Origin of the sequence: Pectobacterium atrosepticum (assembly GCF_000740965.1) — a bacterium.
Taxonomy (GTDB): Bacteria; Pseudomonadota; Gammaproteobacteria; order Enterobacterales; family Enterobacteriaceae; genus Pectobacterium; species Pectobacterium atrosepticum.
This window is the reverse complement of the sequence record NZ_CP009125.1, coordinates 3150581-3175423: the sequence shown is the minus strand read 5'-3', so window position 1 is coordinate 3175423 and position 24843 is coordinate 3150581. Positions and strand designations below refer to the sequence as shown.

The 24843-nt window shown below is 47.0% G+C and carries 26 protein-coding genes; 23 read left to right on the top strand and 3 right to left on the bottom strand.

Going from position 1 to position 24843, the window contains the following annotated elements; genetic code table 11:
* Positions 1 to 725 precede the first annotated feature (725 nt).
* From flhD to GZ59_RS13985, 14 genes are all read left to right on the top strand, one after another.
* Complete coding sequence (flhD, locus tag GZ59_RS14050) at positions 726 to 1076, top strand: flagellar transcriptional regulator FlhD (RefSeq protein WP_039292575.1); 351 nt, start codon at positions 726 to 728, stop codon at positions 1074 to 1076.
* 3 nt (positions 1077 to 1079) lie between these two features.
* Positions 1080 to 1658: a flagellar transcriptional regulator FlhC gene (flhC, locus tag GZ59_RS14045; protein ID WP_011093265.1), complete on the top strand. Its 579-nt coding sequence runs from the start codon at positions 1080 to 1082 to the stop codon at positions 1656 to 1658.
* Between the two features lie 134 nt (positions 1659 to 1792).
* On the top strand, positions 1793 to 2680 hold the full coding sequence (gene motA, locus GZ59_RS14040; RefSeq protein ID WP_011093266.1) for a flagellar motor stator protein MotA: 888 nt from the start codon (positions 1793 to 1795) through the stop codon (positions 2678 to 2680).
* Positions 2677 to 3732: a flagellar motor protein MotB gene (gene motB, locus GZ59_RS14035; RefSeq protein WP_011093267.1), complete on the top strand. Its 1056-nt coding sequence runs from the start codon at positions 2677 to 2679 to the stop codon at positions 3730 to 3732. Before motA ends, motB begins: the two co-directional genes overlap by 4 nt.
* A 39-nt stretch (positions 3733 to 3771) precedes the next feature.
* Positions 3772 to 5760 carry a chemotaxis protein CheA gene (gene cheA / locus GZ59_RS14030; protein ID WP_173361604.1) on the top strand — a complete coding sequence of 663 codons (1989 nt, stop codon included), beginning with the start codon at positions 3772 to 3774 and terminating at the stop codon, positions 5758 to 5760.
* A 31-nt stretch (positions 5761 to 5791) separates the two neighbouring features.
* A complete protein-coding gene (gene cheW, locus GZ59_RS14025; RefSeq protein WP_011093269.1) occupies positions 5792 to 6289 on the top strand; it encodes a chemotaxis protein CheW in 498 nt (165 codons plus the stop codon).
* 135 nt (positions 6290 to 6424) lie between these two features.
* A complete protein-coding gene (locus GZ59_RS14020) occupies positions 6425 to 8110 on the top strand; it encodes a methyl-accepting chemotaxis protein (protein WP_011093270.1) in 1686 nt (561 codons plus the stop codon).
* 536 nt (positions 8111 to 8646) lie between these two features.
* A complete protein-coding gene (gene cheR, locus GZ59_RS14015) occupies positions 8647 to 9519 on the top strand; it encodes a protein-glutamate O-methyltransferase CheR (RefSeq protein WP_011093271.1) in 873 nt (290 codons plus the stop codon).
* Positions 9519 to 10571 (top strand): protein-glutamate methylesterase/protein-glutamine glutaminase, encoded by a 1053-nt coding sequence (locus tag GZ59_RS14010; RefSeq protein ID WP_011093272.1) that lies wholly within the window; start codon positions 9519 to 9521, stop codon positions 10569 to 10571. Before cheR ends, GZ59_RS14010 begins: the two co-directional genes overlap by 1 nt.
* 38 nt (positions 10572 to 10609) lie before the next feature.
* Entirely contained in the window at positions 10610 to 10999 is a 390-nt protein-coding gene (cheY, locus tag GZ59_RS14005; protein ID WP_011093273.1) for a chemotaxis response regulator CheY, read from the top strand.
* A gap of 9 nt (positions 11000 to 11008) precedes the next feature.
* Positions 11009 to 11653: a protein phosphatase CheZ gene (cheZ, locus tag GZ59_RS14000; protein ID WP_011093274.1), complete on the top strand. Its 645-nt coding sequence runs from the start codon at positions 11009 to 11011 to the stop codon at positions 11651 to 11653.
* Between the two features lie 245 nt (positions 11654 to 11898).
* Entirely contained in the window at positions 11899 to 13050 is a 1152-nt protein-coding gene (flhB, locus tag GZ59_RS13995) for a flagellar biosynthesis protein FlhB (RefSeq protein ID WP_011093275.1), read from the top strand.
* A complete protein-coding gene (gene flhA / locus GZ59_RS13990) occupies positions 13043 to 15127 on the top strand; it encodes a flagellar biosynthesis protein FlhA (RefSeq protein ID WP_011093276.1) in 2085 nt (694 codons plus the stop codon). Before flhB ends, flhA begins: the two co-directional genes overlap by 8 nt.
* Positions 15124 to 15543, top strand: coding sequence for a flagellar protein FlhE (locus GZ59_RS13985; protein ID WP_011093277.1), 420 nt, complete (start codon positions 15124 to 15126; stop codon positions 15541 to 15543). Before flhA ends, GZ59_RS13985 begins: the two co-directional genes overlap by 4 nt.
* 73 nt (positions 15544 to 15616) lie before the next feature.
* On the opposite strand, the gene GZ59_RS13980 is transcribed toward GZ59_RS13985, so the two are convergent.
* The 3 genes from GZ59_RS13980 to flgA form a co-directional block, all read right to left on the bottom strand.
* On the bottom strand, positions 15617 to 16054 hold the full coding sequence (locus GZ59_RS13980; RefSeq protein WP_011093278.1) for a flagella synthesis protein FlgN: 438 nt from the start codon (positions 16052 to 16054) through the stop codon (positions 15617 to 15619).
* 5 nt (positions 16055 to 16059) lie between these two features.
* Positions 16060 to 16356 (bottom strand): flagellar biosynthesis anti-sigma factor FlgM, encoded by a 297-nt coding sequence (gene flgM / locus GZ59_RS13975; RefSeq protein ID WP_011093279.1) that lies wholly within the window; start codon positions 16354 to 16356, stop codon positions 16060 to 16062.
* A gap of 141 nt (positions 16357 to 16497) precedes the next feature.
* Positions 16498 to 17166 (bottom strand): flagellar basal body P-ring formation chaperone FlgA, encoded by a 669-nt coding sequence (flgA, locus tag GZ59_RS13970; protein WP_011093280.1) that lies wholly within the window; start codon positions 17164 to 17166, stop codon positions 16498 to 16500.
* 163 nt (positions 17167 to 17329) lie between these two features.
* Between flgA and flgB the strand changes: the two genes are divergently transcribed.
* From flgB to flgJ, 9 genes are all read left to right on the top strand, one after another.
* Positions 17330 to 17746 carry a flagellar basal body rod protein FlgB gene (gene flgB, locus GZ59_RS13965; RefSeq protein WP_011093281.1) on the top strand — a complete coding sequence of 139 codons (417 nt, stop codon included), beginning with the start codon at positions 17330 to 17332 and terminating at the stop codon, positions 17744 to 17746.
* 28 nt (positions 17747 to 17774) lie between these two features.
* The gene (gene flgC, locus GZ59_RS13960; protein ID WP_011093282.1) at positions 17775 to 18179 is read left to right on the top strand and encodes a flagellar basal body rod protein FlgC; all 405 of its coding nucleotides are present in this window, start codon (positions 17775 to 17777) and stop codon (positions 18177 to 18179) included.
* A 15-nt stretch (positions 18180 to 18194) separates the two neighbouring features.
* Positions 18195 to 18869, top strand: a complete 675-nt coding sequence (gene flgD / locus GZ59_RS13955) for a flagellar hook assembly protein FlgD (protein WP_011093283.1) — start codon at positions 18195 to 18197, stop codon at positions 18867 to 18869.
* A gap of 75 nt (positions 18870 to 18944) precedes the next feature.
* Positions 18945 to 20162, top strand: a complete 1218-nt coding sequence (gene flgE / locus GZ59_RS13950; RefSeq protein ID WP_011093284.1) for a flagellar hook protein FlgE — start codon at positions 18945 to 18947, stop codon at positions 20160 to 20162.
* A gap of 21 nt (positions 20163 to 20183) precedes the next feature.
* Positions 20184 to 20939 carry a flagellar basal body rod protein FlgF gene (locus GZ59_RS13945; protein WP_011093285.1) on the top strand — a complete coding sequence of 252 codons (756 nt, stop codon included), beginning with the start codon at positions 20184 to 20186 and terminating at the stop codon, positions 20937 to 20939.
* Between the two features lie 27 nt (positions 20940 to 20966).
* Positions 20967 to 21749, top strand: coding sequence for a flagellar basal-body rod protein FlgG (gene flgG, locus GZ59_RS13940; RefSeq protein WP_011093286.1), 783 nt, complete (start codon positions 20967 to 20969; stop codon positions 21747 to 21749).
* A gap of 180 nt (positions 21750 to 21929) precedes the next feature.
* On the top strand, positions 21930 to 22643 hold the full coding sequence (locus GZ59_RS13935) for a flagellar basal body L-ring protein FlgH (protein WP_039292566.1): 714 nt from the start codon (positions 21930 to 21932) through the stop codon (positions 22641 to 22643).
* Between the two features lie 16 nt (positions 22644 to 22659).
* Positions 22660 to 23769: a flagellar basal body P-ring protein FlgI gene (locus GZ59_RS13930; RefSeq protein WP_011093288.1), complete on the top strand. Its 1110-nt coding sequence runs from the start codon at positions 22660 to 22662 to the stop codon at positions 23767 to 23769.
* Positions 23769 to 24731, top strand: coding sequence for a flagellar assembly peptidoglycan hydrolase FlgJ (flgJ, locus tag GZ59_RS13925; RefSeq protein WP_011093289.1), 963 nt, complete (start codon positions 23769 to 23771; stop codon positions 24729 to 24731). The genes GZ59_RS13930 and flgJ overlap by 1 nt, the downstream gene beginning before the upstream one ends.
* Positions 24732 to 24843: the final 112 nt, after the last annotated feature.

The following is a 24843-nucleotide window of genomic DNA, read 5'->3' as shown; positions in this document are numbered from 1 at the left end:
ACTACAATTCATTATCATGGGCAGGTTATCTATTTTAATATCAATAAGTTAATTGTTTTTCTGCTCTTTCGCTGCTATGCCTATATACTTTGTTATTGTTGCAACTGCGGGTTGGCAAGAGATAGATAAATTTTGCTTCAGAATATGCAATTAAGAGTTTTTTGGGTAAAAAGTGTAAGTTTTTTGTGAAAGGTATAAACTTACATAACGGTATGTGTTTGGGGTGTTGCAGATTTTTTGTATATCTATCATTTATATAGCAACCAAATTGTTTCTTTTTGATTATTTTGAATGCTCTTTTTTGTAACGCTTTGTACGCATTTCTGACGTAAAAATAAGCATAAAAGTGATCTGACCAGACAGGGCTAGGTTCATAACGCTTTCATTTATGTGATCCGTGTCACATAATGACCAAAATCATTCTTCAGTCGCGTTGTATGTGCTATGGATTAGGCGGTACAGTTGCGCTGTTTTAGGATTAATCCTATGCTTTAGCTGGAGAGGGTCTTCAGGGTAGGACTAGAAAGCAACGGATGGACGGATTCTCAGCGTGATGCGTAAAGTTGGCAAGTAACGATTGCCCGAATAATAAATGATAAAGTAGTAGCTCGCAGTATCTGGCACCGATAGTTTTTTATGCCATCAATGGAGAGTGATTTTCGAACTGGGCGATATGGTCTATCACCTAACTTATGTTTTAAACATAGCCTGTCGGGATGGGAAATATGGGTACCTCTGAATTACTCAAACACATTTATGACATTAATCTGTCTTATTTGTTACTGGCGCAACGCTTAATAAATGATGAAAAAGCTTCTGCGATGTTTCGTCTGGGAATCAATGACGAGATGGCAAATATCTTGATGCAACTGACTTTACCGCAGATGGTTAAATTGGCAGAAACTAACCAACTGATATGCCATTTCCGCTTTAACGATCACAATACAATCAAAGTGTTGACCCAGGAATCACGTGTGGATGATTTACAGCAAATTCATACGGGGATTTTGTTGTCGAGCAGCTTATTACAACAGTTAGCTTCGAAAGAAGAAAACCTGCCTAAGAAAAGGGCATAAGTAATGGCGGAGAAAAGTATTGTTCAGGAAGCGAAAGACATCCAATTGGCGATGGAGCTCATTTCGCTCGGTGCTCGTTTACAGATGCTGGAAAGTGAAACTCAGTTAAGTCGCGGACGTTTGATTAAACTGTACAAAGAACTTAGAGGAAGTCCGCCGCCAAAAGGAATGTTACCTTTTTCAACGGATTGGTTTATGACCTGGGAACAGAATATTCATTCATCAATGTTCTACAACGCCTACAGCTTTTTGATCAAAAATGGGCAGTGCAGCGGCGTTGAAGCAGTTATTAAATCTTATCGACTTTACTTGGAACAGTGTCCGCCGCAGAGCGATTCTCCACTGTTAGCATTGACACGGGCTTGGACACTAGTCCGGTTTGTTGACAGCGGTATGCTGCAACTATCGTCATGTAATTGCTGTAAAGGGATGTTCATTACCCACGCTCATCAACCTAAAAACAGTTTTGTTTGTAGTTTATGCCAACCCCCTTCCCGAGCGGTAAAAAGGCGTAAACTTTCGCAAAATCTTGCCGATATAATACCTCAACTGCTGGATGAACAGGTAAAACACGCAGTCTGAGCCTGTAGCGATTTGTGAATCTATCACTGTTGGTTGTGACGGCGGTGATAGATTTCTTCCTCAAGAACGTCCTGGCTACGGCTCCGCAGTTTTATCTCGCTTCCCGCCCACCTTTTTTATTATAAGGATTTCTTGTGCTGGTTATATTGGGTTATATCGTAATTGTGGCCTCGATACTCGGCGGTTATCTCATGGTCGGTGGGGCCTTGGGGGCGCTTTATCAACCTTCGGAGCTGCTTATTATCGGCGGTGCAGCGATAGGCGCTTTCATCGTTGGGAACAACGGAAAGGCGATAAAAGCAACAATACGTGCGTTACCTCTTTTGATCAAAAGCTCCAAGTACAATAAAGCGTTGTATATGGACCTCATGGCCTTGCTCTTTCGTGTGATGGCCAAATCCCGCCAGCAAGGCATGCTTTCCTTGGAGTTTGATATTGATAATCCTCGTGAAAGTGAAATTTTCTCAAGCTATCCGAATATCCTTTCCGACAACAATATTGTTGAGTTTATCACCGATTATTTGCGTTTGATGGTCAGCGGTAACATGAATGCATTTGAGATTGAAACGCTGATGGATGAAGAGATCGAAACGGTTGAACACGAGAGTGAAGTGCCTGCGTCCAGTTTGACGATGATGGGGGACGGTCTCCCTGCGTTTGGTATCGTCGCCGCAGTTATGGGCGTTGTTCACTCATTGGCCTATGTTGACCGGCCTGCCGCTGAGTTGGGGATGATGATCGCCCACGCTATGGTGGGAACCTTCCTTGGTATTCTACTGGCTTACGGTTTTGTCTCTCCACTGGCAGCGCTGTTGCGTCAGAAAAATGCAGAAAAAATCAAAGTATTGCAGTGCATTAAAGTCACTTTACTGTCGAGCCTTAATGGCTATGCTCCGCAAATTGCCGTTGAATTTGGACGTAAAACGCTCTACTCAACGGAGCGTCCTTCCTTTACCGAATTAGAAGAGCACATTCGTCGAGTGAAATCACCGACTCAGCAAGCGTCGGACAGTAACGCATGAAACATCAGCATCCCATTATTCGCAAAAAGCGTAAGTCTGGACATGGGGGCCACCATGGTGGCTCCTGGAAGATTGCCTACGCTGACTTTATGACAGCAATGATGGCATTGTTTCTGGTAATGTGGCTTATCGCAATTTCTACGCCAATGCAACTGGCGCAAATCGCAGAGTATTTTCGTACTCCGCTAAAGGTTGCGTTAACTTCAGGCTCTAAATCAAGCGACAGTTCTAGCCCAATACCCGGTGGGGGGAATGATCCCACTCAGCAAGATGGTGAAGTGAGAAAGGCCATCAAAACGGATAACGTGGAAAAGAAGTTGGATGAGGTTCGACTCAATAGACTGCGTGAACGCTTGGATCAGTTAATTGAGGCTGATCCTCGATTACGTGCACTCCGCCCACATCTGTTAATTGAAATGATTGAGGAAGGATTACGCATCCAAATCATTGATAGTCAAAACCGTCCAATGTTTAAAACTGGGAGCGCACAGGTTGAGCCTTATATGCGAGATATCCTGCGTGCGATAGCCCCTATTATGAATGATTTCCCTAATAAGCTGAGTATATCAGGTCATACTGATGATGTTCAGTATACGACAGGGGAACGTGGTTATAGTAACTGGGAATTGTCCGCAGATCGTGCCAATGCATCACGCCGAGAGCTTATTTGGGGTGGTTTGTCTGATGGAAAAGTTTTGCGCGTTGTTGGTATGGCTGCGACAATGAGCCTCAAACAGGCGGCAAGTGGAAATGATGCGATTAACCGACGCATCAGTTTGTTGGTATTGAGCAGACAAGCGCAAAAAGACATTGAAGAAGAAAATGCAGAAAGCTCTGCTGTAAATATAGACAAGGCGGAAAATTTACAAAATATAGGGTTGGATAAGCCTAAACCTACCACTCCGGCTGCCGAAAATAGTGATAACAACAATACGAGTGGAAGTGGTGGATCATCGCCACAACCAACTAATGGAGTTCCTGCTCCAGAGCGCCAACAGCCAACGACTGCGTTGCCTGCTGCGCCCGATAGCCAGGCGACGCCTTCTCAATAAGCCGCGATTCACAGCAGAGGTGACCACGTGAGCATGGACATGAGTGCTTTCTATCAAACATTCTTTGATGAAGCAGATGAATTACTGGCAGATATGGAACAACACTTATTATTGTTGGATCCATCGGAGCCCGATACCGAGCAATTGAATGCGATTTTCCGTGCGGCTCACTCCATAAAAGGAGGCGCTGGCACATTCGGCTTTAAAGCATTGCAGGAAACTACGCACCTTTTAGAAAATTTACTCGATGGGGCAAGACGTGGCGAAATGCGTCTTAGCACTGATATCATCAATCTGTTTCTGGAAACAAAAGACATTATGCAGGATCAGTTGGACGCTTATAAAACCGCACAGGAACCCAATGCTGAAAGCTTTGAGTACATCTGTCAGGCTCTGCGCCAGCTTGCTCTGGAATCTAAAGCTGATGATGACGCAACCCAGCATGACACCACACAGCATTCTGCTAGTCAGGCATCTAACGGTGCAGGTAAAGGTGAAATGCGTATCGCATTAACCGGTCTGAAATCTCAGGAAATACCTCAGATGCTGGAAGAACTCGGCAATCTGGGAACCGTTAAAGATCCTCACCAGACTGACACTAGCGTAGAAGTGACATTGGTCACGTCTGAAAGCGAAGACGATATTAGTGCTGTGCTGTGTTTTGTTCTCGAACCTGAACAAATAAGCTTTAAGCCTGCCGTAGCCAGTCAACCTGTTGTCGCTGAAGTCGTGGAGGCATTGGCCGCGGTTGAAACGCCTGTAGTGCCAGTGGCACCGCCCGCGCCAGTTGCTGCAAAACCGCAATCTGCACCGGAAAATGGAAAAAATAAAGCAAAAACCGGTGATACCAGCATTCGCGTAGCGGTAGAGAAGGTCGATCAGCTTATCAACCTCGTTGGTGAGTTAGTCATTACGCAATCAATGTTGGCACAGCGCTCAAGTGAACTCGATCCTGTGGCGCATGGTGACCTACTCAACAGTATGGGCCAGTTGGAACGTAACGCTCGCGATCTGCAAGAGTCCGTTATGTCCATCCGTATGATGCCGATGGAATATGTATTCAGCCGCTTCCCTCGTTTGGTTCGTGACTTGGCTGCCAAATTGGATAAGCAGGTCGAGCTAACGCTGATGGGGAGTTCGACTGAATTAGATAAGAGTTTGATCGAACGTATTATTGATCCTCTGACACACTTAGTGCGTAACAGCCTCGATCACGGTATCGAATCTCCAGATAAGCGCGTTGCGGCCGGTAAGGCTGCTGTAGGTAACCTGACGCTTTCTGCGGAACATCAAGGTGGTAACATCTGCATTGAAGTTATCGACGATGGGGCCGGGCTCAACCGCGAGAGAATTCTGGCTAAAGCGTTGTCTCAAGGGTTGGCAGTGAGCGATTCGATGTCTGATGAAGACGTGGGCATGTTGATCTTTGCTCCAGGCTTCTCCACAGCTGAGAAAGTCACGGATGTTTCTGGCCGTGGCGTAGGCATGGACGTAGTGAAGCGGAATATTCAGGAAATGGGTGGTCATGTCGAAATTCACTTCCAGGCTGGAAAAGGCACGACTATCAGAATTCTGTTGCCATTAACGTTAGCCATTCTTGATGGCATGTCCGTTAAAGTTAACAAAGAAGTCTTTATTCTACCGCTTAACGCCGTGATGGAATCTTTGCAGCCGCAGTCGGAAGACCTGTATCCGTTAGCTGGCGGAGAGCGCGTATTGCAGGTTCGTGGTGAATATTTACCTCTCGTTGAATTGTTCCATATCTTTGATGTGGATGGCGCTAAAACGGATGCTACCCAGGGTATTGTCGTTATTCTGCAAAGTGCAGGTAGACGTTATGCCTTGTTGGTCGATCAGTTGATTGGGCAGCATCAGGTCGTCGTCAAAAACCTGGAAAGTAATTATCGCAAGGTACCAGGCGTTTCAGCCGCTACCATTCTTGGTGATGGCAGCGTTGCGCTGATTGTGGATGTTTCAGCGTTACAAGCGCTTAATCGTGAAAAGCGTGTGGTTGAAACTGCTGCTTAATAAAACAGATCGTTAATAAAGGGTGGAAAACATGACTGGACTTGCAAGCGTCACGAAATTAACTGGCGAAACAGTAGGACAGGAATTCCTGATTTTTACGCTGGGTGACGAAGAGTACGGCGTTGATATTTTAAAAGTACAAGAGATTCGTGGTTATGACCAGGTAACACGTATTGCCAATACACCTTCCTTCATTAAAGGTGTCACCAACCTACGCGGTGTCATTGTACCGATTGTTGATTTACGCGTTAAATTCGCCAAGCTGGATGTTGAATACGACGACAACACGGTTGTTATTGTTCTGAACCTTGGCCAGCGCGTAGTCGGCATCGTTGTAGATGGCGTGTCTGATGTGTTGTCACTGACTGCGGACCAAATTCGACCAGCACCTGAGTTTGCTGTAACGCTGTCAACAGAGTACCTGACTGGTTTGGGCTCTCTGGGCGAGAGAATGCTGATTCTGGTTGATATCGAGAAACTGTTGAGCAGCGAAGAAATGGCGCTGGTCGATAGCGTATTGAAGGTCTAATTCATCGACCGTCAGGGGCTACGAAAGTGGCCCCAAAAACCTTCCTTAGTCATATCCTTGTCAGTTCGAAAATTCGTAAAGATATCCAGAATAATGCCGATATTATCGGTGGTTGTTCTACTCAAAAGGCGTTATATGTTTAACCGTATAAAAGTTGTTACCGGTTTGATGCTTGTACTGGTGTTGTTTGGGGCACTCCAGCTTATTTCTGGTGGTTTATTCTTTAGTGCATTAAAAAATGATAAGGATATCTTCAGCTCAACGCAGGTTATTAACCAGAAGCGTTCCGAGTTGGACTCTGCATGGTCATATTTATTACAGACCCGTAATACACTCAACCGCGCGGGTACGCGTTTTGCCCTTGATGTAAGCGGGACGGGGGCGGGAGTTGGTGGTAAAGAGCTTCTCACCTCTGCTGAAAAGCAGCTTGCAGTGGCAAATGATTATTTCATCCGCTATGAGAAAATGCCTCAGGATGCACGGCAGGATGACAGTATTTCTCGTGGCGTAAAAGAAAACTATGTCGCTCTGAATGCGGCACTGACCGAACTCATTCAGTTTTTGAACGCAGGGGAGTTTAAGAAGTTTATTGAGCAACCGACCCAGCGCTTTCAGGATAACTTTGAAAAAGCGTATTACGTCTATAAAGCAGAAAACGATAAACTTTATCAGGCTGGTATAGCTAAAAATGATGCAGCGTATGACTCGGCGCTTTGGATTCTAGGTTCTATCATTACTTTGGTTTTTGCCCTAGCCTTGTTTTCCTGGTTTGGTATTCAACAATTATTAATTAGACCGCTAAATAGTATTGTTGAACATATTCGCCATATTGCGAAAGGCGATCTGACAAAAACGACTGATTTTCACAGTAGTAATGAAATGGGAATTCTGGCTGACAGCATTCGCCATATGCAAAGTGAGTTTGTTTCGACGGTGAGCGCGGTTCGACAAGGTGCTGATGCTATTTATACCGGCGCTACAGAAATTAGTGCAGGGAATAACGATCTTTCCTCACGTACTGAACAACAGGCTGCCTCGCTAGAAGAAACGGCGGCAAGCATGGAACAGCTGACGGCAACAGTTAAACAGAATGCGGAAAATGCTCGTCAGGCCAGCCAGTTGGCACTGAGTGCGTCAGAGACGGCGCAGAAGGGTGGCAAGGTCGTCGATAATGTCGTCAGAACCATGCACAATATTGCTGGAAGTTCCCAAAAAATTGCCGATATTACTAGTGTAATTGATGGTATTGCTTTCCAAACCAACATTCTTGCGCTGAATGCGGCGGTTGAAGCTGCCAGGGCAGGAGAGCAGGGCCGTGGATTCGCGGTTGTTGCAGGGGAAGTTCGTAATTTGGCGCAGCGTAGTGCTCAGGCTGCAAAAGAAATTAAAAGTCTGATTGAAGATTCTGTCAGCCGGGTCGATGAAGGTTCTGTCTTGGTTGAAAGTGCTGGTGAGACGATGGGAGAGATCGTCAGTGCCGTCACTCGTGTAACGGATATTATGGGCGAAATTGCCTCTGCTTCTGATGAGCAAAGTAAAGGTATTGATCAGGTCGGTCAGGCTGTAACTGAGATGGATCGGGTTACGCAACAAAATGCCTCCTTGGTTGAAGAATCTGCGGCTGCCGCCGTTGCATTGGAAGAACAAGTGAAAGTGCTGAATCAGGCCGTCGCTGTATTCCGTTTGTCGGAAGATACGGGGTCGTTCAGAAGAACGACACAGGCAACCGCGGGTCAGAAACCTGTGTTGTTGGCCCCATCGGTGAATGGCGGTAAGAAAGCGAAAGAAGGTTCATCAACTGACAATTGGGAAACCTTCTGATAAAAACCGTGGCATAGGCTCTATAAATAAGCCCAAAATGCAGTAAAGCCGTTACTAAGTACATCCCCAGCCGCTTACATGTAAGTGGCTGGGTGATTGTTTACTCGCCATAATTTAAAAAATGAATATGCGAGTAATTTATCGGTGTGCACTTGGATTATCGTAAGGTGGTGCTCGGTACTTTGCGGTATGGTAATTCATGGTATTGTTCAATCTGTAACTTGTGTTATGGATGTGATGGGGTGAGGTGGCTTTGGTATTAAGGCTAAAAATATTAAGGCCAAAGAGCAAAGCAAGCAGGTAGCACAGCTGTGATGAGAGGGACAACGCCACCCAACAGCATGTGGCTTTGGTAGAACAGGCACCGCTATGCGGTTCGGTTTTCAGAACTTGCGGGGTGTATTACCAATACAGTGTCAGTTTTAATCGCAATGCGATAAATAATTGACGAATGACAATAAAAACCTGCGTTAGCTGTAAAGGAAAGTTCAGATTGAAAAACACCATAGCAAAAAACAAGATTAGAGCGGTTTGATATGAAAAGTACACCATCGCAAAATCGCCCTGAATCTGCTTCTATTCTGACGCAGATGGTTGACCGGTTGCCGTTGTCGGACACACATTTCCGTCGAATCAGCCAATTAATATATCAGCGTGCCGGCATTGTCCTCGCCGATCACAAACGCGAAATGGTTTATAACCGTTTGGTCAGACGTCTCCGTTTATTGGGTATCAATGACTTTGGCCAGTATTTAGCACTACTGGAGTCAGATCCTAACAGTGCGGAATGGCAAGCCTTTGTTAATGCATTAACGACTAACCTGACAGCGTTTTTCCGCGAAGCCCACCATTTTCCCATATTGGCAGAACATGCAAAAAAACGTCCAAATGGCTACACCATCTGGAGTACGGCGGCGTCTACAGGGGAAGAACCTTATTCATTGGCGATGACACTTGCTGAGGTCTTAGGTAACAAAGCGAGTGGATGTCAGGTATGGGCCAGTGACATTGATACCCAAGTGTTAGAAAAGGCAACGGCTGGCATCTATCGCCAAGAAGAATTGCGCTCTCTTTCTCCACAGCAACTACAGCGGTTTTTTTTACGCGGTACTGGGCCACATAGCGGTTTGGTTCGCGTTCGCCCTGAGCTTGCGTCCATGGTGCATTTCCAACAACTAAATCTGCTCGCACCTGATTGGTCCGTCCCCGCACCATTCGATGCTATTTTTTGTCGCAATGTAATGATTTATTTCGATAAAGAAACTCAAGAGCGTATTCTCCGTCGATTCGTCCCGATGCTTAAACCGGGTGGACTGTTATTTGCTGGGCATTCAGAGAATTTCAGCCAGATCAGTCGTGAATTCTATTTGCGCGGGCAAACTGTATATGGACTGGCTAAGGAAAGATAATGAGCAAGATAAGAGTATTATGCGTTGATGATTCTGCCCTAATGCGTCAGATCATGACTGAAATAATTAATAGCCATCCTGATATGGAAGTTGTCGCGACTGCGCCAGACCCATTAGTTGCTCGTGATTTGATTAAAAAATTCAATCCTCAGGTATTAACGCTGGACGTTGAAATGCCGCGCATGGATGGGCTGGATTTTCTTGAAAAGCTTATGCGCCTGCGCCCGATGCCTGTTGTAATGGTGTCATCTTTAACGGGAAAAGGCTCTGAAATTACGCTTCGCGCTCTGGAGCTTGGTGCTATTGATTTTGTCACCAAACCGCAGTTAGGTATCCGCGAGGGGATGCTTGCATACAGCGAACTGATTGCGGAAAAAATTCGCATGGCAGCGAAGGCGCGTCTGCCGCAACGTAGTACAACGGCAGAGCCAACAAAAATTATTCAGCATATGCCATTGCTCAGTAGTGAAAAACTAATCGCGATTGGTGCATCCACAGGGGGAACGGAAGCGATACGGCATGTATTACAACCCCTGCCGCCGACAAGTCCTGCGTTATTGATTACACAGCACATGCCTCCGGGCTTTACGAAATCTTTCGCCGAGCGTTTGAATAAGTTATGCCAGATTACGGTGAAAGAAGCAGAAGATGGGGAACGTGTCCTTCCTGGACATGCCTATATTGCGCCGGGGGCTCGCCATCTTGAGTTGGCGCGCAGTGGGGCAAACTACCAGGTACGTTTAAATGATGGACCACCCGTCAATCGGCATCGTCCATCTGTTGATGTGTTATTCCGTTCGGTTGCCCAATACGCTGGGCGAAATGCCGTAGGGGTAATCCTCACGGGAATGGGGAATGATGGGGCGGCCGGCATGTTGGAACTCCATCAGGCTGGTGCTTATACTCTGGCCCAAAATGAAGCAAGTTGTGTGGTTTTTGGGATGCCACGTGAAGCGATTGCGATGGGTGGCGTCGATGAAGTGGTGGATTTGCACCAGGTGAGCCAGCGAATGTTGGCACAAATCTCTGCCGGACAGGCATTACGTATATAAGCAGCTCTCGGTGAGCAATAAATATTTTAGGAGTAGGTATGGCCGATAAAGAACTCAGATTTCTGGTAGTGGATGATTTTTCGACAATGCGCCGAATTGTCCGTAACCTGCTTAAGGAACTGGGCTTTAATAACGTAGAAGAGGCAGAAGATGGCTCAGATGCGCTGAATAAGCTTCGCTCCGGTGCTTTTGATTTCGTCATTTCTGACTGGAATATGCCCAATATGGATGGATTGGAGCTATTGCAGACTATTCGTGCTGACGGCGCGCTTTCCAAGCTTCCCGTACTGATGGTAACGGCAGAAGCGAAGAAAGAGAACATTATTGCTGCAGCACAAGCAGGTGCTAGCGGCTATGTAGTTAAACCATTTACTGCAGCTACCCTCGAAGAAAAACTAAGTAAGATTTTCGAAAAATTGGGTATGTAAGGGGATCTTATGACGCCACAGATGCCGTCCGTGAACGACACAGCTTCAGCAACCGAGATTATTTCGCGTATCGGCCAATTGACTCGTATGCTGCGCGACAGTTTGAAAGAACTGGGTCTCGATAATGCGATAGCAGAAGCAGCAGAGGCTATTCCTGATGCACGCGATCGTCTTGACTATGTAGTCCAGATGACTGCGCAAGCGGCAGAACGTGCTCTGAACTGCGTAGAGGCTGCGCAACCACGTCAGAACCTGCTAGAAGCTGATGCTAAATCTCTGAAGGTACGTTGGGATGAATGGTTTGAAAATCCAATCGAACTGGCCGATGCCCGCGAATTAGTGACGGATACGCGTAGCTATCTTGAAGATGTACCACAGCATACCTCGTTTACCAACGCTCAGCTGTTGGAAATTATGATGGCGCAGGATTTCCAGGACCTTACCGGTCAGGTAATCAAGCGTATGATGGATGTTGTTCAAGAGATTGAAAAACAACTGCTGATGGTGTTGCTTGACAATATTCCAGAAAAACCAGATGCACCTAAGCGTGTAAATGATGGTCTTCTGAATGGACCTCAGTTGGATAAAGGTGCAGCTGGTATCGTAGCCAATCAGGATCAGGTTGACGACCTTCTGGATAGTCTCGGATTCTAATGAGTCTTGCGTCAGAAAAAGGAGTCATCTTCTTTTTTGAAAAGGCTACGAGCACCAATGCCCCAGCTATTTATGGCCAGTATTTATGGCCATAAATAACCAAGATCGATTTCTCCCTCCCTTTCTTTTTTACTATTCGTTAAAAAAGCGTCGGTTTTTCTCGTTGTTCCAGCCATAAAACTTTCTCGTATTTGTCATGCTAGGCAGCAAATTCCTATCCCGAAAGTCGTAACAGGAACGCCAACGTGGCTGAAGATAGCGATCTAGAAAAAACAGAAGCCCCCACTCCCCAAAAAGAGGAGAAGGCGCGAGAAGAAGGCCAGATCCCGCGATCTAGAGAGCTGACTTCTGTTCTGATGATGGTCGCAGGATTGGCTATTCTGTGGATAGGGGGCGATGTCATGGCTGGCCGTTTGGCCAGAATTGTCTCACAGTCGTTAAATTTTGATTACGCGACGATTGGCGATGATACCCAAATGCTACGCCATGTTGGTTCACTATTGCGCCAGGCTGTGTCGGCGCTGGTACCGATTATGCTCGGGGCCGTATTAGTTGCGCTGTCTGCACCGATGCTACTGGGTGGGATATTATTTAGTACTAAGTCATTAAAAGTTGACTTCAAAAAATTAGATCCTATTTCTGGGCTGAAACGGTTATTTTCTTCCCAAGCATTAGCTGAACTTTTTAAGGCGATATTGAAATCAGTCATAGTTGGGATCATTAGTACCTTATTCTTGATTCACAACTGGCCTAAAATATTGCATCTGGTATCCGAAGCGCCGATTGCGGCGTTAGGTGATGCGTTGGAATTGGCCGTAATGTGTGGCTTTCTCATCATTATTGGCCTTATTCCGATGGTCGCTTTTGATGTGTTTTGGCAAGTCTGGAGTCACATCAAAAAATTACGGATGACGAAGCAGGAAATCCGTGACGAGCATAAACAGAGCGAAGGCGATCCCCATGTTAAAGGACGTATTCGTCAGCAACAAAGGGCAATGGCCCAACGTAGGATGATGGCTGATGTCCCTAAGGCTGATGTTATAGTCACTAACCCGACGCATTATGCAGTAGCATTACGCTATGATGATAAAAAAATGAATGCGCCGAAAGTGTTGGCTAAAGGAGCTGGCGACATCGCTTTACGTATTCGTGAACTGGGGACAGAACACCGCGTTCCTATTTTAGAAGCACCACCGTTGGCGCGAGCACTATTTCGTCATTCAGAGGTCGGGCAGCACATTCCGGCTGCGCTGTATGCTGCTGTTGCAGAAGTCTTAGCCTGGGTTTATCAACTGAAACGCTGGAAGCGTGAAGGTGGCTTAATTCCTAGAAAACCGAAACATCTACCAGTGCCGGATGCACTGGATTTTGCTAAAGAGAATACTACTGATGGCTAATTTGGCCTCTTTGCTTCGTTTACCGAGTAATATGAAAGGTAGTCAATGGCAAATATTAGCCGGACCAATACTGATCCTGCTGATACTTTCCATGATGGTATTGCCGCTGCCGCCATTCATTCTGGATCTGCTATTTACCTTTAACATCGCACTATCAATCATGGTATTGCTGGTTGCGATGTTTACGCAACGGACACTGGAATTTGCCGCATTTCCTACCATTCTACTGTTTTCTACGCTATTGCGTTTGTCACTCAACGTTGCATCTACCCGTATTATTTTGTTGGATGGGCACACAGGGACTGCCGCAGCTGGGAAGGTTGTCGAAGCATTCGGACACTTTCTGGTAGGTGGGAATTTTGCCATTGGTATTGTGGTCTTTATCATTCTTGTCCTAATCAACTTTATGGTTATCACCAAAGGTGCCGGACGTATCGCTGAAGTTGGTGCCCGCTTTGTGTTGGATGGTATGCCAGGTAAACAGATGGCGATCGATGCCGATCTTAATGCTGGGATAATTGGTGAAGAAGAGGCGAAAAAGCGTCGCACCGAGGTAACTCAGGAGTCAGATTTCTATGGCTCAATGGATGGTGCTAGTAAATTCGTGCGTGGTGATGCTGTCGCAGGATTGATTATCATGGTCATCAACATTGTTGGTGGATTGATCGTCGGTGTTGTACAGCACGGAATGCCGGTAGGGCAGGCTGCGGAGAGTTATACGCTGCTTACTATCGGTGATGGCTTGGTTGCTCAGATCCCTGCTCTGATTATTTCTACCGCGGCGGGTGTCATTGTTACTCGCGTGAGTACCGATCAAGATGTTGGCCAACAGATGGTCACCCAGCTATTCAATAATCCGCGGGTTATGGTGCTGAGTGCTGCGGTAATTGGGCTCATTGGGTTGGTTCCTGGAATGCCTAATTTTGTCTTTCTGTTATTCACTGCATCTTTATTGGGGCTTGCTTGGTGGATACGTGGGGAACAGACAAAAGAACCCGCTATGCAACCTATTCCGGCATCAATGGAGAAACATCAGGTTATTGAAGCCAGCTGGTCTGATGTACAGCTTGAAGACCCGCTGGGTATGGAAGTTGGCTATCGATTGATCCCAATGGTTGACGCGCAGCAAGATGGCGAACTACTGGGTAGGATTCGTAGTATCAGGAAGAAGTTTGCTCAGGAAATGGGATACTTACCGCCAGTGGTTCATATCCGGGATAATTTAGAGCTCCAGCCTGCTAGTTATCGCATATTGATGAAAGGTGTTGAGGTGGGTAGCGGTGAAGCTCATCCTGGTCGTTGGATGGCTATCAATCCGGGTAATGCGGTTGGTTCTTTGTCTGGAGATATCACGCAGGATCCTGCGTTTGGGCTGCCAGCAGTCTGGATTGATAATGCATTGAAAGATCAAGCGCAAGCTCAGGGATTCACGGTAGTAGAAGCAAGTACAGTGGTTGCAACACACTTGAACCACCTAATTGCCTTACATGCCAGTGAACTGTTTGGTCGACAAGAAGCTCAGCAATTGATGGAGCGCGTTGCTCAGGAAATGCCAAAACTGACAGAAGATTTCATTCCTGGTGTGGTAACGCTAACTACCTTGCACAAGGTCTTGCAAAATCTGCTTAGCGAGAGAGTTTCGATTAGGGATATGCGCACTATCATGGAGACATTGGCTGAACATGCGCCAGTGCAGCCAGACCCTTATGAACTCACCACGGTGGTTAGGGTTGCTCTGGGACGGGCTATCACTCAGCAGTGGTTTCCGGGAGACAGTGAGCTTCAGGTTATCGGCCTGGAAGGGTCGTTGGAGCGCCTTCTGCTACAGGCGCTTCAAGGCGGTGGTGGCCTCGAGCCAGGGCTTGCCGATCGTCTACTTGAACAGGCGAAACAAGCGCTACAGCGGCAGGAAATGTTGGGTGCTCCGCCGGTTCTGCTTGTGAACCATGCTTTACGTGCTTTACTCGCCCGATTCTTGCATCGTAGCCTACCGAACATGGCCGTACTTTCTAATTTGGAAATCAGCGATCATCGCCAAATTCGCATGACATCGGTTATTGGAGAAGCTCAGAAATGAGGAAGGTGATACGTTCTCTGGTAGCAACAGCGCTAGTATTCCCACTTTGTGCTATTGCGACGCCAGGTAGTTGGAACGGAAGCATGCCGGGAATAAAACTTGATCATCGTGGTGAAATGGTTACGACGTCAGCTTTTATTCCTAATATAGCGGTTAAGCCAGATGAAACGATTACGACAATATATTGGCGGCATGTGATTGATTCAGCGATACCTGTAGGGCTTGTTGTGAAACTGTGTTCACAATCGCCGCAGCGCTGTGTTGACTTAGATGGTAGTGGCGACGGACAAACTCAGGCATTTGATGGGTTAGCGGCAAATAATGAGTTTCGTTTTGTATACTACATTGAAGGAAATGGACGTATTAACCACTCGTTCAGCGTCCGTACGATCGACATTGCGGTGAACTATAAGTGATTTTTGAAATGGTTATCTTTAAATAACGGGCTGTTTTAAATGATGAAAAGTCTCTGCTAAGATGCAGAGACTTTTAGAACGTGATTTTTCTACCGCCAACGGTCACACCTTTCGACTGACCATCAGGACCATATAACCCTTGGCCATGACGAGGCTTCAATATATTGATGGCTTCGTTCGTATACGCAATATGGCGACTAAGCAGAAGGCCATTATGCTTATTCTGATTATTTAGACGTCTGGTTAACTCTTGAACTTGCTGCCAGTATACAGACAACGGTTCAATGCCGTCATAAGGCGCTTGTAGCGTAAGAGCGGATTCGGATTCATGGCGTCGCGTTTCCAAATGCTGCATCGTCGCCAGCAAGGACGTCTTCCTCTCAGTCACCTGTTGCAGAGCAATGTTATTAATATACCCGGCACAAAGCAGCGTTTGCTCTTCAGACAGAACCGCATCAAGCTCACGTAGATTACTTAGCAGTTGATCCAGAATTGATTGCAGATTTTCCATAAATATTAATTACCTGCTAAAAAATCCTGCGTTTCTTTAAGTAATGCATCCGCGATTTTTCCAGCATCAATTTTTAGTGAGCCATCACGAATCGCCTGCTTTAAGGTTTCCACGCGATTCATATCAATGTCCTGCGTGCCTGGCTGCATCAACTTTGCCTGTGCATCGCTCAGTTTTACCTGTGTTGCACTAACTTCAGACTGAGCTTCAGCCTGTTTGCGTTTGGTTTTAGCGACATCGCCAGATTCACGTTGCTGAACTTGACTGACCGGCTTCAGTGACTGTGTGCGATCAATACTCATAATACATCCCTCTGGTTTGAGGATAAATAGTTAATCATCAATGTGTTACGGAACGTTCATCACATTGGTGTTCAATTTTAAAACGTCGTCAGTAATGACTATGTAACTATCATCGGCAAACATGAGCAAATCTTTAATTAATTACTGTGAGATCAGAATAATCCCATCTTCATTTGTGATTCCGCTGATTATTTGTCCATTTGCTGTTCTGACTCTGACTGCTTGTCCGGCTGCCGCATTGTTCATGGCTTTTCCTTCGCCATTAATCGTAAAGCCTTCCCCTTGGGCGATAATTTGCACCGACTGACCTGCTTTTACTATCCAGGCACGTCTGATCATGGACGTAGTAATAACCTGTCCAGGTGTTAGGTCGCGTAAAATGACCGCACCCTGTGCACCTTGCAACGTCAGTATAGGGCGCAGCGGTAATAAATCGAGCCTGCCCTTTGTCAGACTAATATCTTTTTCCGTCAGCGCTGTCCCGCGATTTATAGGCCGTGAACTGATGACATAGTTCCCTGTTACCTGAACTTCAGTTTGAATGAAGCGGCGCTGCTGCCCACACCGTACAGACAGGCTCACATTACCCCACATTTTCGTATTCCCGGGGAACGTGATTTGGGGCGCTTCGCACTGTGGCCACTGCGACTCTGGCGATTTTACCACAACGTTAACGGCATTCGTGCTTCCCTGAAAGCGTGAGGCAAAAAATTGATTGATCTGTGCCGGAAGGTCGTTCGCATTGACGGGGGCACATAGGACGAAAAAACAGGACACCGCCAGGCAGAGATAATAATGTATTGTTTTCATTTTAGTTCGCTCTCCTGGTTCTGTTTATATCGGGCATAAGTGTAACGATGTCAGTGTAAGGTTAAGGCAATAAATAGCGCTGCATTTGGCGTCTATTCGTTCGATGGTATAGCCATAATGAGAATTATCCTACTCACTCCAAATTCTAACTTGCGGAGGGAGCATGCTTGATAAATTAGACGCCTCGTTGCGGTTTCAGCAGGAAGCGTTGAACTTGCGTGCCCAGCGGCAGGAAATTCTGGCCGCGAATATTGCCAATGCGGATACGCCAGGCTATCAGGCCAGGGATATCGATTTTGCCAGCCAGCTCAGTAAAACTATGGAGCAGGGGCGTGTGAACGGTACAGGTATCGCACTGAAAACTACCTCTGTGCGGCATATACCTGCGCAGAGTTTTCAGCCGCCGGAGCTTGATTTGTTATATCGCGTGCCCGATCAACCTGCGTTGGATGGCAATACGGTCGATATGGATCGTGAACGCACTAATTTTGCCGATAATAGCCTGAAATATCAAACCAACCTGACCGTTCTGGGCGGACAGATTAAAGGCATGATGTCGGTCCTGCAGTCAGGTTCGTGATCGTAGCGCGGTGAGAAGGTAAATATTCATGTCGTTATTAAATATATTCGAAATTTCAGGCTCTGCGCTTTCTGCGCAATCTCAGCGCCTTAATGTGAGCGCCAGCAACCTGGCTAACGCAGACAGCGTGACGGGTCCTGATGGTCAACCTTATCGTGCCAAGCAGGTAGTATTCGAAGTGAATGCAGCCCCGGGGCAATCAACTGGCGGCGTGCGCGTTGCTAATGTTATCGAAGACCCATCACCTGCTCGACTGGTTTACGAGCCGGGCAACCCACTGGCTGATGGGCAGGGATACGTTCGCATGCCGAATGTTGACCCAGTGGCTGAGATGGTGAACACCATTTCAGCATCACGCAGTTATCAGGCAAACGTCGAAGTCTTGAATACGACAAAATCGATGATGCTGAAGACGTTAACGATCGGGCAATAATCGGGAGACGAAATAATGTCTGTAACAATTAATGATACCTCCTCGGCGAGTAGCACGCAGGGTCTCTCGTCGACAACGGCGGTAGAGAAAAACAGCAGCGCTGACCTACAGAATCAGTTCCTGACATTGCTGGTTGCGCAGTTGAAGAATCAGGATCCGACGAATCCGATGAGTAATGATCAGTTGGTAAGTCAACTTGCTCAGCTTAATACGGTTAGCGGTATCGAGAAGTTGAATACCACGTTGGGTTCTATCTCTGGGCAGATCAATAACAACCAGTCTATGCAGGCATCAACGCTGATTGGCCACAGTGTCATGATCCCTGGAAAAGACATTCTGGTTGGTAAAGAAACCAGTACGCCTTTTGGTGTTGAACTGGAAAAAGCGGCTGAAGTTGTCACTGTTACCGTTAATGATGCGACAGGTAAAGCTGTTCGTACGATCGAATTAGGGACGCTGTCTGCTGGGGTTCACTCGTTCAACTGGGATAGTAAGCTTGCTGATGGCACTGTTGCACCAGATGGGGCTTATACCTTTACGGTTGCTGCCAGCACGGGTGGCGCGCAGCAAGTTGTACAGCCATTGAGCTATGCGGTTGTAAATAGTGTTGTTCGCGGCGATAGCGGCGCATTGCTTGATTTAGGTCTGCGCGGCAAAGCCACTCTGGACGATGTAAGGCAGATTCTGTAACGATATAAATTTCATATTATTCCAGTAAAACTCACTACCTGGAATATGACTTAATCAATTCATCTGGAGAACGGCATGGGTTTTTCTCAGGCGGTCAGTGGTTTAAACGCAGCATCTAATAATCTTGATGTTATCGGTAATAACATCGCTAACTCAGCGACAGTGGGTTTTAAATCCGGGAACGTCACATTTGCTGATATGTTTGCGGGTTCTAAAGTTGGTATGGGTGTGAAGGTCGCATCGGTATTGCAGGATTTCGGTAACGGTACTGTTACGTCGTCTTCACGAGACTTGGATATCGCGATTAGCGGCGGCGGTTTTTACCGTCTACAAGACACCAATGGTTCTACTTATTACAGCCGTAATGGTCAGTTTATGCTGAACGGCCGTAATATCGTCAACGCACAAGGCATGCAATTGACGGGTTACCCAGTTGCGGGTACGCCGCCAACTGTTCAAACAGGGGCCGATCCAGTACCGTTGACTGTTCCTGATGGAGATATGCTGGCGAGCCAAACGTCAGTTGCATCAATTAAGGCTAACCTGAAATCTTCAGACTCGGTTCCAACAAACGCTTGGGCTACAACGCCTGGTGCAGAAGGCACCTATAACAGCAAAACTGCACTTACAACCTATGATAGTCAGGGTAACGTGCATAACTTCACCCTGTATTTTGTTAAAACGGCAAACAATACATGGCAGACGTATGCTAAGGATGACTCAATCAATCCAGCTACGTATCAAAATGCAGGAACGCTGAATTTTGAAGCGAATGGTGCCTTAAGTTCTACTGGGGCTACTGCACACACACCTTTTACTCTCAATCTTACGGGAACGAATGGTGCTGCGAATGGTACCTTCACTCTCAATCTGACTGGCAGCGTGCAGCAAAATACCGAATATAGCTATAAGAGCCCGACCCAGAATGGTTTCGCTCCAGGCTCACTGACGGGTTTTGCGATCAATGACGATGGTACGATCGAAGGTAGCTACAGCAATGGTCAAAAGCAAGCGTTAGGCCAAATTCTGTTGGCTAGTTTTGCCAACCCAGAAGGTTTGTCGCCTGAAGGTGATAACGCTTGGTCTGAAACAGCAAGTTCTGGTCAGGCTGTTGTTGGTCTGGCGGGTACAGGAAGTCTGGGTAAACTGATCGGCAAATCTACCGAAAGCTCGAACGTTGATCTGAGTAAAGAGCTAGTTAGCATGATCGTTGCGCAGCGTAACTACCAGTCAAACGCGCAAACCATCAAAACGCAGGATTCCATTCTACAAACGCTGGTTAGCCTGCGTTAATTATCCTAACGGGGACGTTGCATGGATCACGCGATTTATACGGCAATGGGTGGCGCGAGTCAGTCATTGGAAAAGCAGGCGATTACTGCGAACAACTTGGCTAATGCCTCAACGCCGGGTTTTCGGGCTCAGCTATCAGCATTGCGCGCTGTGCCGGTAAATGGGTTGACACTGCCCACCCGAACGCTGGTTGTCGCTTCAACGCCTGGCGCTGATATGACCGAAGGCGTGATGAATTATACTGGCCGTGCAATGGATGTCGCTTTACCGAAAGAGAGTTGGTTAGCGGTGCAAACTGCTAATGGCGGTGAAGCGTACACCCGTAATGGTAATATGGAGATCAACGCTGATGGGCAGTTGACTATTCAGGGGCGTGTAGTCATGGGCGACGGTGGACCGATTGACATCCCTCCGCAGGCTCAGATCAGCATTTCTGCTGATGGTACGATTTCTGCCCTTAATGCTGGGGATCCACCTAATACGATTGCCCAGTTGGGGCGTTTGAAGCTTGTCAAAGCTACCGGACAAGAAGTTGAGCGTTCTGATGATGGATTGTTTCGCTTGACGCAACAGGCTCAGCAGCAACGTGGTAATGTTCTGCAAAACGATCCCACCGTGCGCATTATGCCGGGTGTGATCGAAGGCAGTAACGTGAACACGGTCGATACTATGGTCGATATGATTGCCAATGCCCGTCGCTTTGAAATGCAGATGAAAGTCATTAGCAGCGTCGACGATAATGCACAACGCGCTAATCAGATATTAGCAATGGGTTAAGCGCCGAGTGCGCACAGGAGTGAATAAATGATCCGTTCTTTGTGGATTGCAAAAACCGGCTTGAATGCTCAGCAAACCAATATGGACGTTATTTCCAATAACTTGGCAAACGTCAGCACTAATGGTTTCAAGCGTCAGCGTGCGGTATTTGAAGACTTGATGTATCAAACAATTCGTCAGCCCGGTGCTCAGTCTTCAGAGCAAACCATGCTACCGTCTGGTTTGCAGTTAGGTACCGGTGTTCGTCCGGTATCAACAGAACGTATCCATACTCAAGGGACGTTTTCTGAGACGGGGAACTCGAAGGACGTTGCCATTAAAGGTCAAGGGTTCTTTCAGGTTCAGTTGCCTGATGGGACAACGGCTTACACGCGCGATGGTGCCTTCCAGCTTGATGGTAACGGCCAGTTAGTGACGTCCAGCGGTTATCAAGTTCAGCCTGCCATTACCGTTCCAGCGAATGCGACTGAACTGAATATTGGTCGTGATGGTATTGTCAGCGTTAAAGTGCAGGGACAGGCAGCAACAAACCAGATTGGTCAGTTGACTCTAACGACCTTTATTAACGATAGCGGCCTTGAGAGCATGGGTGAAAACCTGTATCTGGAAACCGCGAGCTCTGGTGCGCCGAATGAAACGAACCCAGGTTTGAATGGCGCAGGTCTGCTGTATCAGAAGTATGTCGAAACTTCCAACGTCAATGTGGCTGAAGAATTGGTATCGATGATTCAGACTCAGCGTGCCTATGAAATCAACAGTAAAGCAATTTCTTCTTCTGACCAAATGTTGCAGAAATTGACCCAGCTGTAATGGTAACCCGCTAACGTCAGGGGTGAGAGCTGGTGCTCTGGTGGCTTGATGTTGGCAACATAGACAGTGTTTAACGGGGTAATGATGACCATAACCACCAGATGAGTGGAGCAAATATGGTTTTGATTTACCCCGTGAATATGTGAAATAGATTAATTTAAGGCGATATCCGCAGTGATAATGAATGCAAAGTCGGTTATCAAACCACTCCGCCGACCCCGTCTGCTGGCATTGATCGCGATGTTAGCACTTAACGGTTGCGCCTATATTCCGCATGATAAAGTTGTCACTGGGCCTACAACAGCCCAGCCGGGATCGCCGGTATTAGCGGGTCCTAATGGTTCTATTTTCCAAACCGTGCAGCCAATGAATTATGGCTATCAGCCGATGTTTGAAGATCGTCGCCCACGCAATATTGGCGATACATTGACGATCGTATTACAGGAAAATGTTAGCGCTAGTAAAAGCTCATCAGCTAATGCTGCTCGTAATGGGTCGTCAACGTTTGGTGTAGCGACAACACCGCGCTATCTCGAAGGACCTCTGGGGAACAACCGTGCTGCATTGGATGCCACAGGCACGAATGATTTTTCAGGGAAAGGTGGTGCTAACGCCAATAACACGTTCAGTGGCACGATTACAGTCACGGTCGGTCAAGTGTTGGCTAATGGCAACCTTAACGTCGTTGGCGAAAAACAAATTGCAATTAATCAGGGAACAGAGTTTATCCGTTTCTCTGGCGTGGTAAATCCGAGAACCATTAGTGGTAACAACTCGGTGCCATCAACCCAGGTAGCGGATGCGCGCATTGAATATGTCGGTAATGGCTATATTAATGAAGCGCAAAACATGGGCTGGTTACAGCGGTTCTTCCTCAATGTTTCTCCGTTCTAAGCTTAAGAGGCCTGCCATGCGGATTGCATCATTTTTCACTGTACTGCTGACGTTACTGACGCTGAATATTACGCCTGCGTCGGCAGAGAGAATTCGCGATCTGGTTAATATCCAGGGCGTACGTGGTAATGCGTTAATTGGTTACGGTTTAGTTGTCGGTCTGGATGGTTCTGGTGACCAGACCATGCAGACACCGTTTACCACGCAAAGCTTAACAAACATGCTTTCCCAATTAGGTATTACTGTCCCTGCCGGCACTAACATGCAGTTGAAGAATGTAGCTGCGGTGATGGTAACGGCAGAACTTCCACCGTTTGGCAGAACAGGCCAAAATATTGATATTGTTGTGTCTTCACTTGGTAATGCGAAGAGCTTGCGAGGCGGGACGTTGCTAATGACCCCATTAAAAGGGGTGGATAACCAAGTATACGCCTTGGCTCAAGGGAACGTTTTGGTTGGCGGTGCCGGTGCCTCAGCTGGCGGAAGCAGTGTTCAGGTTAACCAACTAGCCGGTGGACGAATTAGCAACGGTGCAGTTATTGAACGTGAGTTACCCAGCACGTTTGGCACGTCAAATACGATCATGCTGCAACTGAAGAATGACGACTTCTCGATGGCGCAGAAAGTCAGTGATGCGATCAATCGCTCTGGATACGGCGGTACAGCGTCCCCACTGGACTCTCGCACTATTCAGGTTCTTGCTCCACATGGCAACAGCTCTCAGGTACGCTTTTTGGCCGATGTTCAGAATATTGAAGTCAACGTCGGTATTCAGGACGCTAAAGTGGTGATCAACTCCCGCACCGGTTCTGTCGTAATGAATCGTGATGTCACACTGGATAGCTGTGCTATCGCTCAGGGCAACCTTTCTGTGACGATTAATCAGCAGGCCAACGTCAGTCAGCCAAATACCCCATTTGGTGGCGGTCAGACGGTTGTGACTCCGCAAACAGAGATTTCAGTTCAGCAAACAGGCGGCGTTTTACAGCGAGTTAATTCCAGCGCCAACCTCAACAACGTCGTGCGTGCACTGAATTCCTTGGGTGCGACGCCGATGGAGCTGATGTCTATTCTGCAGGCGATGCAAAGTGCTGGCTGCTTGCGTGCCAAACTGGAAATTATCTGATGAGTGATATGCAGACGCTGAATAACGCGGCCTATGATGCGCAGTCCCTGAATACGTTGAAGCGTGAAGTTTCAGGTAATCCTCAAAGTAAAGAGGGCATCAGGGCGGTTGCGCAACAGATGGAAGGCGTGTTTGTACAATTGATGATGAAAAGCATGCGCTCTGCGATTCCGCAGGACGGACTCTTCAGCAGCGATCAGACGCGTCTGTATACCTCAATGTATGACCAGCAAATTGCTCAAGAGATTTCAACTAAGGGCAAGGGACTTGGGCTCGCCGATGTCATGGTTGAACAATTGACCCGACAATCCCCAGATACCACGGCGGCTAAAGCTGCTGTTCCCTCGGTTCCATTAACGTTTGATGGCGATGTGCTCAAAAGCATGCCAACGGCGGCAGTGGAGCAGATGGTACGTAAAGCGTTGCCCAAATTACCAACAACGGGTTCAGCCTTGCCATTATCCAACAGCAATTTTGTGTCTCAGATTTCTTTGCCTGCACAGATTGCCAGCCAGCATAGCGGCATACCTCATCACCTTATCATTGCCCAGGCGGCGCTTGAATCTGGCTGGGGGCAGCGTGAAATCACTACTGAGGATGGGCGCCCAAGCCACAATCTGTTCGGTATCAAGGCGGGTGGCAGTTGGAATGGACCGACAACTGAAATAACCACGACAGAGTATGAGCAAGGTGTGGCCAAAAAGGTAAAAGCCAGCTTCAGAGTTTACGATTCCTATATTGAGGCTATTGGCGACTATGTGAAATTGCTGACCAATAACCCACGCTATTCTGCTGTGATGAGCGCTGGAACTGCTGAGCAAGCGGCTCATGCATTACAAAAAGCGGGTTATGCAACGGATCCGCAATATGCTCAGAAACTGGTTAGTATGATCCAGCAAATGAAGAATTCAGGTGAGAAAGTGGCGAAAGCTTACACTCACGATTTGAGCAGGCTATTTTGATTTTTTTATTCAAGATTTGCGCTTCCTGACCGATAAAGTAATTAACTTATGTAGCGTATTTGCTGCCTTCAGCATTTAGTTAATCGCGCAGGGCGAAAAGAGCCTGTGTAAA